This window comes from Polynucleobacter sp. HIN7, assembly GCF_030297595.1.
Lineage (GTDB): Bacteria > Pseudomonadota > Gammaproteobacteria > Burkholderiales > Burkholderiaceae > Polynucleobacter.
The window spans coordinates 1,039,125-1,053,677 of the sequence record NZ_AP028138.1 but is presented as its reverse complement, the minus strand read 5'-3'; the positions used below and the strand labels follow the sequence as shown (position 1 = coordinate 1,053,677).

14 protein-coding genes, 1 tRNA gene, 1 other RNA gene and 1 riboswitch are annotated in these 14,553 nt (G+C 51.6%); of the genes, 4 read left to right on the top strand and 12 right to left on the bottom strand.

The annotated features are described in order from the left end of the window. Positions 1–7: 7 nt before the first annotated feature. From thiS to QUE64_RS05510, 8 genes are all read right to left on the bottom strand, one after another. A complete protein-coding gene (gene thiS, locus QUE64_RS05545; protein ID WP_353506761.1) occupies positions 8–208 on the bottom strand; it encodes a sulfur carrier protein ThiS in 201 nt (66 codons plus the stop codon). Next, the gene (locus QUE64_RS05540) at positions 205–1,320 is read right to left on the bottom strand and encodes an FAD-dependent oxidoreductase (protein WP_286224894.1); all 1,116 of its coding nucleotides are present in this window, start codon (positions 1,318–1,320) and stop codon (positions 205–207) included. The genes thiS and QUE64_RS05540 overlap by 4 nt, the downstream gene beginning before the upstream one ends. Positions 1,321–1,328: 8 nt before the next feature. After that, positions 1,329–3,230 (bottom strand): phosphomethylpyrimidine synthase ThiC, encoded by a 1,902-nt coding sequence (thiC, locus tag QUE64_RS05535; RefSeq protein ID WP_286223084.1) that lies wholly within the window; start codon positions 3,228–3,230, stop codon positions 1,329–1,331. A gap of 41 nt (positions 3,231–3,271) precedes the next feature. Continuing rightward, positions 3,272–3,368, bottom strand: a riboswitch (TPP riboswitch). A gap of 48 nt (positions 3,369–3,416) precedes the next feature. Beyond that, positions 3,417–4,241 carry an NUDIX hydrolase gene (locus tag QUE64_RS05530; protein ID WP_286224893.1) on the bottom strand — a complete coding sequence of 275 codons (825 nt, stop codon included), beginning with the start codon at positions 4,239–4,241 and terminating at the stop codon, positions 3,417–3,419. Positions 4,242–4,476: 235 nt separating this feature from the next. Beyond that, positions 4,477–4,551: transfer RNA gene (locus tag QUE64_RS05525), tRNA-Arg, on the bottom strand. 6 nt (positions 4,552–4,557) lie between these two features. Further along, a complete protein-coding gene (locus QUE64_RS05520; protein ID WP_286224892.1) occupies positions 4,558–4,716 on the bottom strand; it encodes a hypothetical protein in 159 nt (52 codons plus the stop codon). Between the two features lie 51 nt (positions 4,717–4,767). Then, positions 4,768–5,991 carry an MFS transporter gene (locus QUE64_RS05515; protein ID WP_458574678.1) on the bottom strand — a complete coding sequence of 408 codons (1,224 nt, stop codon included), beginning with the start codon at positions 5,989–5,991 and terminating at the stop codon, positions 4,768–4,770. Beyond that, positions 5,988–7,205 carry a CaiB/BaiF CoA transferase family protein gene (locus tag QUE64_RS05510; protein ID WP_286226180.1) on the bottom strand — a complete coding sequence of 406 codons (1,218 nt, stop codon included), beginning with the start codon at positions 7,203–7,205 and terminating at the stop codon, positions 5,988–5,990. Before QUE64_RS05510 ends, QUE64_RS05515 begins: the two co-directional genes overlap by 4 nt. A 59-nt stretch (positions 7,206–7,264) precedes the next feature. On the opposite strand from QUE64_RS05510, the gene QUE64_RS05505 reads away from it, so the two are divergent. Beyond that, the gene (locus tag QUE64_RS05505; RefSeq protein WP_286224891.1) at positions 7,265–9,253 is read left to right on the top strand and encodes a DNA topoisomerase IV subunit B; all 1,989 of its coding nucleotides are present in this window, start codon (positions 7,265–7,267) and stop codon (positions 9,251–9,253) included. Between the two features lie 8 nt (positions 9,254–9,261). Beyond that, entirely contained in the window at positions 9,262–11,637 is a 2,376-nt protein-coding gene (gene parC, locus QUE64_RS05500; RefSeq protein ID WP_286224890.1) for a DNA topoisomerase IV subunit A, read from the top strand. 43 nt (positions 11,638–11,680) lie between these two features. Here parC and QUE64_RS05495 read toward each other — a convergent pair whose 3' ends face one another. The 3 genes from QUE64_RS05495 to QUE64_RS05485 are packed head-to-tail and all read right to left on the bottom strand — an operon-like array spanning position 11,681 to position 13,503. Continuing rightward, complete coding sequence (locus QUE64_RS05495; RefSeq protein ID WP_286224889.1) at positions 11,681–12,127, bottom strand: hypothetical protein; 447 nt, start codon at positions 12,125–12,127, stop codon at positions 11,681–11,683. Beyond that, entirely contained in the window at positions 12,127–12,480 is a 354-nt protein-coding gene (locus tag QUE64_RS05490) for a DUF6152 family protein (protein WP_286224888.1), read from the bottom strand. The genes QUE64_RS05495 and QUE64_RS05490 overlap by 1 nt, the downstream gene beginning before the upstream one ends. A gap of 45 nt (positions 12,481–12,525) precedes the next feature. After that, entirely contained in the window at positions 12,526–13,503 is a 978-nt protein-coding gene (locus QUE64_RS05485) for a helix-turn-helix transcriptional regulator (RefSeq protein WP_286224887.1), read from the bottom strand. Positions 13,504–13,633: 130 nt separating this feature from the next. On the opposite strand from QUE64_RS05485, the gene QUE64_RS05480 reads away from it, so the two are divergent. Beyond that, positions 13,634–14,116: a TlpA family protein disulfide reductase gene (locus QUE64_RS05480; RefSeq protein WP_286224886.1), complete on the top strand. Its 483-nt coding sequence runs from the start codon at positions 13,634–13,636 to the stop codon at positions 14,114–14,116. Positions 14,117–14,242: 126 nt separating this feature from the next. Beyond that, positions 14,243–14,395, top strand: coding sequence for a hypothetical protein (locus tag QUE64_RS05475; protein WP_286224885.1), 153 nt, complete (start codon positions 14,243–14,245; stop codon positions 14,393–14,395). 34 nt (positions 14,396–14,429) lie between these two features. On the opposite strand, the gene ffs is transcribed toward QUE64_RS05475, so the two are convergent. Next, positions 14,430–14,527, bottom strand: an RNA gene (ffs, locus tag QUE64_RS05470) — signal recognition particle sRNA small type. Between the last annotated feature and the right edge of the window lie 26 nt (positions 14,528–14,553).

Here is a 14,553-nt window from a genome sequence, read left to right as displayed (position 1 = left end):
GGATAGTTTAACCACCGGTCACCGGTGAAATAATTTCAATGGAGTCGTTGTCATGCAAAACATACTCCGCATGCTGTGATTTAGGAACGAACTGCAAATTAACCGCCACGGCATACGGTGGCTTGGCATCGAGCACTGTTAAGAGATCGCTAACCTTGCTCGCAGGGGGAAGCTCACGGACCTGTTGGTTGACGAGCACGCGCATCATACGAGGGATCCACTCAAGCTAGCTTGCTGGATTTGCAAATCAAAGCGCTTGGCAAGCGTTTGGGATTCGCCCTGTAGTACTTGCAGTGCCGCATCCATCATTGCTGGCGCAATTAAATAACCATGGCGATAGAGCCCATTGATTTGCATGAGCCCAGGTTCAGGGATGCATATCTCCGGCAAATTATTTTTAAGTGTTGGACGACATTGCGTAGCCGCTTCCACAATCCGTGCCTCGGCAAAGCCGGAGTGCACCGAGTAGGCCGCTGAGAGTAATTCCATGGAAGAGCGCACGCTCACGGGCGAGAGGTCATCGGACTCAATCTCAGTGGCCCCAATTACATACAGATCATTCTCTTTAGGCGCAATGTAGATGGGATAGCGGGGGTGGATCAAACGTGTAGGACGCTTGAGCTTGACCTCTGGGGCATGCACCCGAATCACTTCCCCTCGAACTCCACGCAGGGGATTACGAGTATCGGCCCAGCTGGCTTTGGCACCTAAGCCCCGGCAGTCAATCACCCAGTCAAAGCCACGGCCTCGTAGCTCATGGGGCTCCATCGCGCGATGCCAATGCATGGGCACTTGTGCTTTCGTTAAGAACTCAAGTAAGCCAGTTAAGAGTTGACGATTATCGAGCTGGCCCTCGCGAGGCAAAAAGAGACCTTGGGTAAAGCGCTCCGCTACGGCAGGCTCAAGCTCGGTGAGTGCCTTGCTATCAAGATGCCAGGGTGTCGCCAGAGCTGGGTTCATACGCACATTACGCTCAAGATGTTCAGCAAAGCGTTGCGCCTCGGGTGCATCAAGGCGATGCCATAAAACGAGGGTGCCGTCTTGCTGAAAGTAGGTCTGTTGCGATACTTGGGTATTTAGTTCAGTAATGAGTTGCTTCCAGCGATCAAGCCCATATAGCCCCATGCGCACCACCGGTGCTTCGGTAATGGCGGATTCGGCAAGAGGCGCCAGCATGGAAGCGGCAACCCGTGCTGCCGAGTGCTCTGCATCGGGGCCACTGCGCTCAAACAATTCAACGCGTGCACCCGATTTGGTGAGGGTATACGCCATCATCCGACCCATGAGGCCGGCACCGACGATGGCGTACGACATACTCATTGCAAGACTTACTGATAGATCTCACTGCCGCGTTTGCGGAACTCGATCGATTTCTCTTCCATACCCTTGGCAGGATCAACACCTTCTTTGAGGCTCGCGGCGTAATCACGTACGTCTTGGGTGATCTTCATCGAGCAGAACTTGGGACCGCACATTGAACAGAAGTGCGCAATCTTGGCACCCTCGGCCGGTAGGGTGGCATCGTGGTACTCACGCGCACGCTCGGGATCCAAGCCGAGATTGAACTGATCTTCCCAGCGGAACTCAAAACGTGCTTTGGAGAGGGCGTTATCGCGCAACTGAGCACCCGGAAAGCCCTTCGCAAGGTCAGCGCCATGGGCAGCGATCTTGTAGGTAATGATGCCCTCGCGCACATCCTCTTTATCGGGAAGACCCAAATGTTCTTTGGGAGTTACATAGCACAGCATCGCCGTGCCGTACCAACCAATCTGCGCCGCACCCACACCACTGGTGATGTGATCGTAGCCAGGAGCAATATCAGTAATCAAGGGTCCTAGGGTGTAGAAGGGGGCCTCAAGGCAATGCTTGAGTTCTTCGGTCATGTTCTCTTCAATGCGTTGCATTGGAACGTGACCAGGACCCTCAATCATTACTTGCACATCGTGCTTCCAGGCCTTAGCGGTAAGTTCACCTAAAGTATGCAACTCACCAAACTGAGCGGCGTCATTGGAGTCTGCGATGCAACCAGGACGCAAACCATCGCCAAGACTAAATGACACGTCATAGGCTTTCATGATCTCGCAGATCTCATCAAAGTGGGTATAGAGGAAGTTCTCTTTGTGATGCGCTAAGCACCACTTGGCCATGATCGAGCCACCGCGGGAGACGATGCCGGTAATGCGATCGGCAGTGAGTGGTACATAACGCAGCAATACGCCCGCATGGATCGTAAAGTAATCCACGCCTTGCTCGGCTTGCTCCACCAAGGTGTCACGGAACATTTCCCAGGTGAGATCTTCGGCAATACCACCGGTCTTATCGAGTGCTTGATAAATCGGCACCGTACCAATGGGTACTGGCGAGTTCCGAATAATCCACTCACGCGTTTCATGAATATGCTTACCGGTGGAGAGATCCATGATGGTGTCGGCACCCCAACGGATCGCCCAGACCATTTTCTCGACCTCTTCATTAATCGAGGAGGTCACGGCGGAGTTACCCAAATTGCCATTAATCTTCACACGGAAGTTGCGGCCAATGATCATGGGCTCGAGCTCTGGATGGTTGATGTTGGCGGGGATAATGGCGCGACCTGCAGCAATCTCCGAGCGTACAAACTCTGGAGTAATCACATCCGGAATATTCGCACCAAAGGATTTGCCAGGATGCTGCTTGAGGATCTGTTGATAGCGTGGATCTTGGCGGAGTTTCTCAAGGCCCATGGACTCGCGTAGAGCCACGTATTCCATTTCAGGGGTGATGATGCCTTTGCGGGCGTAATGCATTTGACTGACGTTCGCACCGGACTTGGCAACCCGAGGCGCAGCAATGTGTGAGAAGCGCAAATGCGCGGTGGCTGGATCGTGTGCGCGGGCCACACCGTATTCGGAGGAGGGGCCAGCGAGTTGCTCGGTATCACCGCGCTCACCAATCCATTGACTACGTAATTTAGGCAGACCCTTCTCTAAATTGATGACGATATCGGGATCGCTGTAAGGACCTGAGGTGTCATACACCGGAATCGGCGGATTAGGAGTCTCGGTCTCACCGGTTTTGGTCGGTAACTGCTCAATCACCCGAATCGGTGCCTTCACGTCGGGGCGCGACCCTTGCAAATAGGTTTTGGTGGAAGCCGGATAGGCAAACTTTTGCCCAAAGTCACGCTCCAAACTCTTCAGACTGGGGATCTCAGGTTTGGCCTTCTTTTGATTCTCGGTGCTAACGCTCATGTCCATCTCCTCGCAATATTCATAGAGTGGACGAAACCGGGTGCCGGTTTGATGGAACTCCCCACGCCAGCATTACCTGGATCGGGTTCGAGGGTCTTTCTCAGCACCACCGCAGTGGGGGCACCCCTGTTTCATCCTTATGACCCTATTTAACCACGAATCCCCCAAGCCCATCCTTGAGCTTCATCAAGCCATCCGGTTGCGGCGCAATATCAAGTCGGCAGTGACCAGGGCCGCATCGGTCGTGAACTCATCCGCTAGGATGCGAGCAGCGGCCTCCGCGAGATCTAGTTGGATAAAGCTACTGACCTCGCCATCGTGGTTGACGGGGATTAGATGATTAGGGAGCTCAAGGTCAAAAATGAAGAGGCTTTCATGGTGGATGCCATGGGGTGGGTGGGGGCGACTAATGAGTAGCTTGCCCGCTGGGGCAATGGCACTGGCGATCGGCTCCGGAATGCCTGCTTCTTCCCAAAGCTCCCGAATCGCACAATGCACCACGGTCTCAGAGGCGCTAATGCCCCCTGCGGCGAGGTTATCGAGTTTGCCGGGATCAATTTGCTTACTCTCGCTGCGCCGTCCTACCCAGAGTTGGCCATTTACGCTTACGCCATTGATGTGCGCTGCCTGACTTTGCACCCCAAGACTACGAAACGCCGCGCGCTCAACCCGAAAGTACTCATGACCATCAGCGCCATAGAATGCAAACTCTTCATTGCGCCACGCGGGGATCAAGCCAGCGTCACGCATCCTCATCGCCAAGACGCGCAAACTGGCACTGAGGTGGGCAGGAGGAACTGCTGCCAAAGACAAACCACGCGCACTGACATTCAGATGGGCAATTGGCTCGCATTGCAAACTCTCGATCACGAAGGGGGTGAATTCAGGGACGAGGTGACCAACAGTGCGCTCACCTAACAGAATCGGCAGGCACGCGTGTGGTAGATGACAACTCGCGTTTTGCAACATTTCTTCGAGAGCGGCGAGTGTGCTTACAGGAATTGTTGACATGAATCAAGTGTAAGCGAACTATGTCGACCATGCTCAATTTTTGAGCATGCCAGCTCACTCGTTTAAAAATCAGCACTTAGGAAAATTTTTATCGATTTGTCCACATACGCTGTGGATAACTTCATCACCAATCGATCGTGCATGAATTAAAAAGCGTAACAAATAAAGGACATGTTCACATCAAACAAGATTAGTAGTTTTCCTAATTCAACAATCAATGCGTTATGAATAAATTTGGTCCCCCTGCCAGGAGTCGAACCTGGATCTATCGCTTAGGAGGCGATTGCACTATCCATTGTGCTACAGCGGGAGTGGATTACCAGCCACACAGGGCCCATGCTTGCTCAGCTAGACCAATCACAACTTCTGGAATGAAGTAGAGCGCAAAGACCAGCATCAGAAGGATCGCAACGCTTGCATAGAGCGCGACCTTCTTCCAGGTGAGAGTTGAAGTAATTGATAGCGATTGACTCATGTGCTCATTCTACCGAAAGCAGGTGGTCATCGCTACAGAAACTCTACCGCCTCACGCGCTTGCTGGGCGCTGTAAGGGTTCCTCGCGGATCGGTAAATTAATCAGACCGGCAAAGACCCCGAGGGCCATGGCAATGCCCCATACGATCTGATAAGAGCCGGTGAGATCGTAGAGGTAGCCACCAAAGTAGGCACCACAAAAGCTCCCTAATTGATGGGAGAAGAACACCACCCCCGAGAGCATGGTGAGGTACTTGACCCCAAAAATCTGAGCGACGATCGCATTCGTGAGCGGAATGGTCGAGAGCCAAAGTACCCCCATCACGGCAGCAAATACATAGGTGCTCATCGAGGAGAGGGGTAACAATAAAAAGAGGGCAATCGCTAGCGAGCGTGTGAAGTAAATACCCGAGAGTAAAAATCGTTTAGGAAAGCGTTCACCCAAGACCCCAGCGTAGTAGGTGCCAATCACATTAAATAAACCAATCAAGGCCAAGGCGGTGGTTGCCACAGTCGCACCGTTGATGCCCGGATAGATCGCCGACATATCCTTGAGATAGGGCGCGAGGTGAACCGAAATAAAGACCACCTGAAAGCCGCACACAAAGTAACCCATCATCAAAAAGCGAAAGTTGCGATTACCAATCGCTTCGTTAAGAGCCTGTCGGATGGTTTGATCACCCGCTTGATTGGGCGCAAAACCGGTCTCGCGTAAGAAAAACGCAATCGGGATCATGAGTGAAGCCATGAGTCCTAAATAAATGAGTGCTTCGCTGGCTCCAAAGTTGCTAATCAAACCTTGCTCAAGCGGCATCATCAAAAACTGACCAAAGGAGCCGGCCGCTGCAGTAACCCCCATCGCCCAGACGCGTTTCTGGGGTGATACATTGCGACCAATAATGCCATACACCACGCTGTAGGTCGTAGCAGCTAGACCAATACCAATTGATAGGCCACCTGCCAAATGAAACAGCAAAGGATCATTGGTGAGCGCCATACCAATCAGACCCACGGCATATAAGAATCCACCCAGAATCATGATCTTGAACGGACCATAGCGATCGGCAAGCGCACCAGCGACGGGTTGAGCAAATCCCCAAATCAAATTTTGTAGGGCAATCGCTAATGCGAAGGTCTCACGCCCCCAACCGTTGGCGGAGGTGATGGGCATATTAAAGAGACCAAAGCCATGACGAATCCCCATGGAGAGGGTGACCATTAGGCTGCCAAAGATCAGCACTTGAAGCATCGATAGGCTTGGCGTGCGCTGGGTCACACAATGCCTTTCTGATGCAACTCGCTAATTTGTGAAGCACTCATACCCAGTTCGTGCAAGACCTCATCGGTGTGTTGTCCCAACAGTGGGGGTGGCATGCGCACCTCCACAGGGGTTTTGGAGAGACGCATCGGACTTGCGACCAATTTCATGGTGCCGGCGGTTGGATGGGGCACGCGCATCTCAATCCCACGCGAGATCACTTGCTCGTTCTCAAACACCTCTTGCAAATTATTAATGGGCCCACATGGCACACCTGCCGTCTCCAACAAAGAAATCCACTGCGCCTTGGTCTTCTCCTTCACCATCTCGGCTAACAGTGGGATTAATGCAGCGCGGTGCTCAATGCGCGCGGGGTTGCTTGCAAAGCGCGGATCGTCAGCAAGAGCCTCGCGGTTACCAACTTTCACGAAGTTACGAAACTGACTATCGTTACCAACCGCCACAATGATCCAGCTATCGGCAGTCTGAAAGGTTTGATACGGCACCACATTGGGGTGAGCATTACCCCAGCGATGCGGCGAGACCCCGCTGCATAAATAATTGCTGGAAATATTGGCAAGCATCGCGACCTGCGTATCGAGGAGAGCCATATCAATGTATTGACCTTCACCGCTGCGATCGCGATGGATCACCGCCGCAAGAATCGCTGAGCTGGCATACATGCCCGTAAATAAATCCACGATCGCAACCCCAGCCTTTTGAGGGCCGCCACCCGGTAAATGATCTGCTTCACCGGTAATGCTCATGAAGCCACCCATGCCTTGCAAGATAAAGTCATAGCCAGGGCGATGTTGATAGGGGCCGGTTTGACCAAAGCCGGTGATCGAGCAATAAATAAGATTGGGCTTGATCGCACATAACGATGGATAGTCAAGACCGTACTTCGCTAACTGACCAACCTTGTAGTTCTCGATCACCACATCGGAGGTCTTGACCAGATCGCGCACAATCGCTTGACCCTCGGGGGTGCTGATATCGAGCGTGATGGATTTCTTATTGCGATTAATCGAGATGTAATACGCTGACTCGGTGGTGTCTTGACCATTGGGGTCTTTAGCAAAGGGAGGGCCCCAATGGCGGGTATCGTCACCTGCGCCCGGGCGCTCCACTTTAATCACCTGAGCACCCAAATCAGCTAAGTTCTGAGCACACCACGGACCCGCTAATACCCGGCTCAGATCTAATACTCGAATATGACTTAATGCTCCCATGGGCTTATTTTCCCACGCTTTTGTCACACGCCTTTGGGATATGACTACAATTTCTGCGCATGGCGACTCGTAAACCATCCCAATACAGCGAATCCTCGATCAAAGTCTTAAAAGGCTTGGAGCCGGTGCGTCAGCGTCCGGGCATGTACACCCGCACCGATAATCCCCTGCACATCATTCAGGAGGTCTTGGATAACGCCTCTGACGAAGCACTTGGTGGTTACGGTAAAGAAGTGGTGGTGACCTTACACACCGACGGTAGTGTGAGTGTTGAAGACGATGGCCGCGGCATTCCCGTGGGGATGCACCCGCAAGAGAAAAAACCCGTCGTTGAAATCGTCTTTACCCAACTGCATGCTGGCGGTAAGTTTGAAAAGGGCAGTGGCGGTGCCTATGCATTCTCAGGCGGCTTACATGGGGTTGGTGTGTCGGTTACGAACGCGCTCGCTAAACGCTTAGAGGTCACAGTGTGGCGTGAGCAGCAGGTCTCGAACATTGCCTTTGCTGATGGCGATGTGATCGAGAAACTCAAATCCAAAGCGGCTACCAAAGGCGATAAAGCGCATGGCACCAAAGTGCGTGTCTGGCCCAACCCTAAATACTTTGATAGCGCCACCATTCCCATGGCTGATCTCGAGCGCCTCTTGCGCTCCAAGGCAGTGCTTTTACCCGGAGTCAAGGTCACGCTCGTACATGAGAAAAGCGGTCAAAGCCAATCGTGGCTCTACACCCAAGGATTAAAAGGCTATCTCGATGAGGCCTTGGCACAAGGTGGCCATAGTGCCCCAGTGATTCCTGCGTTTGAGGGCGAGCATTACGCCAGCGGCACAGGGGATGAAGAAGCCTTTGCCGAAGGTGAGGGCGCCGCTTGGGTGGTGAGTTGGACCGAAGAGGGTGCGCCGGTGCGTGAGAGTTACGTGAACCTTATCCCCACTCCAGCGGGCGGTACGCATGAGAGCGGTTTGCGCGAAGGACTCTTTAATGCGGTCAAAAGTTTTGTCGAGATCCACGCTTTACAACCCAAGGGTGTGAAGCTCATGCCTGAGGACGTATTTGCTCGGGCCTCATTCATATTGTCTGCCAAGGTATTGGATCCACAATTTCAGGGACAAATTAAAGAGCGCCTGAACTCCCGCGATGCGGTGCGCCTGGTCTCTGGCTTTGTGAAGTCAGCGCTTGAGCTGTGGCTCAACCAACACGTCGATTACGGCAAAGCACTTGCAGAGCTCGTCATTAAGCAAGCGCAAGCGCGCACCCGCGCTGGGCAAAAGGTGGAAAAGAAAAAATCCTCGGGTGTGGCAGTACTGCCTGGAAAGCTCACCGACTGTGAGAGTGAAGACATTCTTTTAAATGAGATCTTCTTGGTGGAGGGCGACTCCGCCGGTGGTTCTGCCAAGATGGGTCGTAATAAAGAATACCAAGCGATTTTGCCCTTACGCGGTAAGGTGTTAAATACCTGGGAGACCGAGCGTGATCGGCTCTTTGCGAATAATGAAGTGCACGATATTGCAGTAGCGATTGGGGTTGATCCCCACGGGCCAGGTGATGAGCCCAACTTGGGCAACTTACGCTACGGCAAGATTTGCATACTGTCCGATGCCGATGTGGATGGCTCGCATATTCAGGTGCTGCTGCTCACACTTTTTTATAAACACTTCCCACGCTTAGTCGAGAACGGTCATGTGTATATTGCGCGACCACCACTGTATCGCGTGGACGCACCTGCGCGTGGTAAGAAGCCCGCACAGAAGATCTACGCACTTGATGAGGGCGAACTAACTGCCATTGAAGATAAGCTGCGCAAAGACGGTGTGCGCGAGGGCGCCTGGCAAATCTCGCGCTTTAAGGGCTTAGGTGAGATGAGTGCTGAGCAACTGTGGGATACCACCTTGAATCCAGATACTCGTCGTCTCTTGCCGGTGACCTTGGGCGAGATGAGTGAGAGCGAGACCATTAAGACCATGGACATGTTGATGGGCAAAGCAGAATCTGGCGCACGCCGCGATTGGTTAGAAGAGCGCGGTAATGAAGTAGAAGCCGACATTTAGGACACAGCATGGCAAGTAAAAAATCCACATCGAGTAACAATAAGAAAGGCAGTCCTGAACAGGGCGACCTCTTCACGCAAGAGCGGCCCAAAGCAAATACCGCTAACCCTGAGGAGTTCTTATCCTTAGGCATCTACGCTGAGCGTGCGTACCTTGATTACGCGATTAGTGTGGTCAAAGGGCGCGCATTACCCGAAGTTGCTGATGGCCAAAAGCCCGTGCAACGTCGCATTCTGTTTGCCATGAACGAGATGGGCTTGCGTGCTGATGCGAAGCCAGTTAAGAGTGCGCGCGTGGTTGGTGATGTCTTAGGTAAGTTCCATCCACACGGCGATCAATCGGCCTACGATGCCCTGGTGCGCTTGGCACAGGATTTCTCCTTACGCTATCCACTCATTGATGGTCAAGGCAACTTTGGCTCGCGCGATGGTGATGGGGCTGCGGCGATGCGTTATACCGAAGCACGCTTGACTAAGATTGCGAGCCTGCTGCTATCTGAGATTGATGAGGGCACGATCGATTTTGTGCCCAACTACGATGGTTCGTTTAAAGAGCCGAAATTACTCCCAGCACGTCTGCCATTTGTTTTACTCAATGGCGCCTCCGGCATTGCCGTGGGTATGGCGACCGAAATTCCATCGCATAACTTGCGCGAGGTGGCAAGCGCCGCCGTGGCTTTGATGAAGTCTCCCAAAACCAGTTTGGACGATTTGCTCAAGCACATCCCAGGTCCGGATTTTCCAGGGGGTGGCCAAATCATCTCGCCGGCCAGTGAGATCGTCCAGATCTATGAGGGTGGGCGTGGTTCGGTCAAGGTGCGCGCCCGCTGGACCATTGAAGAACTCGCACGTGGGCAATGGCAAGTGGTGGTTAATGAGTTACCACCCGCGACCTCGGCACAACGGGTCCTGCAAGAGATTGAGGAGCTCACTAATCCCAAGGTGAAGTTGGGCAAGAAATCACTGACCACCGAGCAAAACAATCTCAAGCAAACTATTCTGAACGTCTTGGATGGTGTGCGCGATGAGTCGAGTCGTGAGTCCCCGGTACGTTTGGTATTCGAGCCTAAGAGCAAGAATGTGGAGCCGAGTGAGTTCATCACCTTACTACTTGCGCATACCTCGCTCGAGTCGAATGCCTCGATTAATTTAGTGATGATCGGCAATGACGGCCGTCCCCGTCAAAAAGGATTAAAAGAGATCCTCACCGAGTGGATTGAGTTTCGAGTCGAGACCGTCACTCGTCGTACCCAGCATCGTTTGGGCAAGGTCAAGGACCGGATGCATATCTTGGAAGGGCGCAAGATCGTCTTTCTGAACATTGATAAGGTCATTAAGCTGATTCGCAATAGCGATGAGCCAAAACCCGATCTGATGAAGGCGTTCAAGCTCACCGAGCGTCAAGCAGAAGACATCTTAGAGATTCGTTTGCGCCAGTTAGCGCGCCTGGAGGGGATCAAGATTGAGCAGGAGCTCAAAGAGCTCAAAGGGCAAAAGGCAGAACTTGATGAGTTACTCAGTAACGAATCGGCATTGCGTAAACACATCATCAAAGAAATTGAAAGTGATGCCAAAGAGTTTGGTGATGCGCGTCGTACCCTCATGAAAGAAGATGAGCGTGCAGTGGCCGAGGTGAGGGTGATTGATGAGCCGGTGACTGTGATCGTATCCCAAAAGGGATGGGTGCGAGTCCGTCAGGGCCATGAGCACGATCCCCAACAGTTCACTTTCAAAGCGGGCGATGCTCTCTACGATACCTTCGAGTGCCGCACTGTCGATCAAATGTTGGGCTTTGGTAGTGACGGTCGGGTCTATACGGTCGCTGTGAGTGAGTTACCCGGTGCACGAGGCGATGGCTCACCACTCACAAGCTACGTCAATCTCGCGCCAGGCTCGCAAATGGTCGCCTACTATGCGGGTCACGCCGATGATCTGGTCCTCATCTCCACCAAAGGTGGTAATGGGTTCTTAGCGAATGTCGCAGACATGATCACTCGCAATAAAGCGGGTAAATCGTTTGTGGGTCTGGATAAGAAGACGCCCGGTGATGCACCTCTTGGTGCTGCCGAGGTAAACGAGGGGATGCGTCAAGTCGCTTGCTTATCCGAGAACGGCCGACTCTTGGTATTCCCACTCGATGAGCTCAAGCGTCTACCAACTGGTGGTAAAGGTGTGATCCTGATGGGACTTGATCCTAAAGAATTCATGCGTTCAGCAATTGCTGTGGGCGCCGATGGTGCGAGTTATTCTGGACTTGGTCGCGGTGGCAAACTAACCGATACGCATCTGGATGCCAAAACGCTGAAGGGCTTTGCAGGCAACCGCGCACGTAAGGGCCACCTCGTTGAACCCCGACTCAAAGAAGCAAGACTCAAAGCAATCTAAACATACCCAATATGGGTAGGGTCATACCCAAATTGGGTATTGATCAAACGTAGGCCAACCAACGCCCCATCCCAATGACACTCGCCCAACCGGTGAGTGATAGAAGGGCTTGTAATTTACTGATTCCATTTGTTACTGTGCGCATACGCAGAATCATGGCATTGGCGAGTAATAGGAAGATAAGGCACATCTTGAGGATAAATAAGCGTGAGCTAATGAGCTCAGAGGCTTGCGCAATAAACATCAGCGACCCAGTGAGAACCGCTAGACCAAAGCCGATAAATGCAACCAAGACGCCCAAGCGAGATAGGTCCGACAGATTGAGTTTGTTGCCAAACCCTAAGACCCGTAAATCCATGATGACCACGCTTCCAAAGAGCATGCCAATGCCCCAGATGTGCATGGTCTCAACCGTAGGGTAGAGCCAAGTCGAGTGCTTCATGGCCTGAGCTAGCCATAAGCCCTCCAAGGCCATGACGGGACTACTCATTAGCGCAGTTCAATGGTTTTAGAGCCAGCAGTGATGCGCTCGGCACGCAGTTCATCGGGTTGGGTGCGATTGATATAGCCCTCCACCGTGATTTGCGAACCATTAGCAATATCACTTTTACTCAAGCCCCGGTTTTCCATTCGAAAGGGTGGGGCAAGCACAATCGTCCACGACTTACCATCGGCACTTAATTTAATCACTCCATGCGGATGCTCATAGCCACTTTGAGTAATCGTGCCAGTGAGCTTCACGGTCTTGGTCTGATCATATTCAGACCAACCGTGATGGGCATGAGCAAGACCAAGATTGAATAACAAGCAGCTCAGAATGATTCGTTTAATGATTGGGATCATATGCACCTCGTTCGGATAATTGATTTTATGGTGAGATGGCACGCATCACAATGATTGATAGCGCTTGGCGGCCTTTAGAAGCTCCTCGGCAACACGTTTACGCAAACTGGCAGGCGCCAGTACCTCAACACCATCCCCATGCTTCATGATCTCCATGATGAGTTCCGGATCTTGGTTGTAATCAAACTCAAGGAGGTAATTGCCTTCTTTATCGAAGCTACTTACTTGCTGGCCATGCCAGGTCTCCGCAGCAACCCAGCGGGCTTTCTCTGGGGTAAAGCGTAATTTGGCGCGTTGCGTGGCCTTACCAGAGAAGATGCCATAACTCTCTGCAAAGTTTTCATGTAATTCTTTTTCGGGAACCTCAATTGCCTTTTCATCTAATACATGGGCTGCCTGAATTCCATCCATGGCAAAACTTCGTAGACCTTTGCGTAGATGGCAATACGCATCGAGGTACCAGTTATCCCGATAGAAAATTAAGCGCTGTGGTGATACATCACGCTCGGTTGATTCATCCTTACCCTTGGAGTAATAGGACAGGTGTAAGCGCTGGCGCTTTAGGAGTGAGATACCGACCTCTTCAAAGTTCTCGAGCACATTCTTGCGGGCTGACACACCAAAGACCTTAATGCGTTTACGTAACTCTTTTGCAGAGATCTCGGATTGTCCTAAGATGCCATCAATGATATTTATTAGCGGTGCAATATGGGGGCTCAGTAAGCCATTGGTATCTAGATTGGATAATAGGTGTTGCATCAGAACGAGGGCAGTCGCCTCCTTTTCAGAGAACCACAAGCCGGGTAACTCAAACTTATCGCCAGCATTGGGCTTATCAAAGCGATAGCCACCCATAGCGCGGTTGTAGACAATTGGCGCGTTCATGCGATCACGCAGATAGTCAAGATCGCGTTTGAAGGTTGCGCGCGAGATTTCTAAGCCACTCAAGAAATCCTCAATCGGCACGCAACCCCGACTCTGGATCATGTACTTAATCTTGTGCAAGCGCTCCATATCGCTCATGAGCAATCTTTCATAACTAAATAGGCATTAGCATGGGCCATAAAAGGCTCACTATATGAGCCAGTTTAAGGTAAGTCAATGACGCCATATACGAGCCCCAGGTGCTAATCACTTCAGTTAGCATTGGGGTATGAGAATCTTCAAACTCCTGATCGCGTGCCTCATGCTTCTGCCAAGCTTGGCCCTGGCGCTGACGGTTGGCCAAACCATTGAGTTAGGGCCAATGCAAACACTCAATAGCGTGCCGTATGCCATACCGGCCAACAACACCAAGAACACCTTAATCCAGGTATGGGCCACCTGGTGCCCATTTTGTAAGAAGCAAAATGCTTACCTTGAGAAACTCTATAAAGAGTTACCACCCAACTCACTGAACGTCATTACCATCTCCATTGATAAGAACCCATTACTTGCCAAGCAATACATGGAGAACAATAAGTACACATTCCCAGCAGCGATGATGACTCCGGAACTGCAAAAATCAATGGGCAAGGTGAAGGGCATACCCATCCTCATTATTCTGGACAAGAACAACAAAATTATTTACCGGGAAATCGGCGAGATATTTCCTGAGGAGTATGCAGACCTTAAGCGCTTTGCGAAAGTTCAGTAAATAATCAAGTAATACCTACTTACTACTTCCATTGTGATTACAAACATTTAGCCCCAACCTTCTTCACAAACCATATACATGCTAATAATCTAGTGATTATTAAATCCAAAAGGTTAGGCATTCAGAATGGTGTTTTTAATTGAACTCACTCACAATCGAGCCAAAATATTCCGTATTGAGTTTGGCTCTCGCATGCTCATGGCGATCACGATCTTGGGGATTGCCTATTTGACCTTCAAAAGTTTGCTTGGCATATTTCTCGGATTATTTGGCAAATAGCAAAATGATCAATTCGTTTGCATCAACAGGAAATAAGGACGAGCCCGACCCTCGGCACTGATAGTATTTGGGTATGGCTGCTTCGTTCCCGACCTGACCAGGTTGCCAAGCCACCATGCGAGGAGGCCCGTCCGTACTTATTGTAGCCTTGTTAGAAT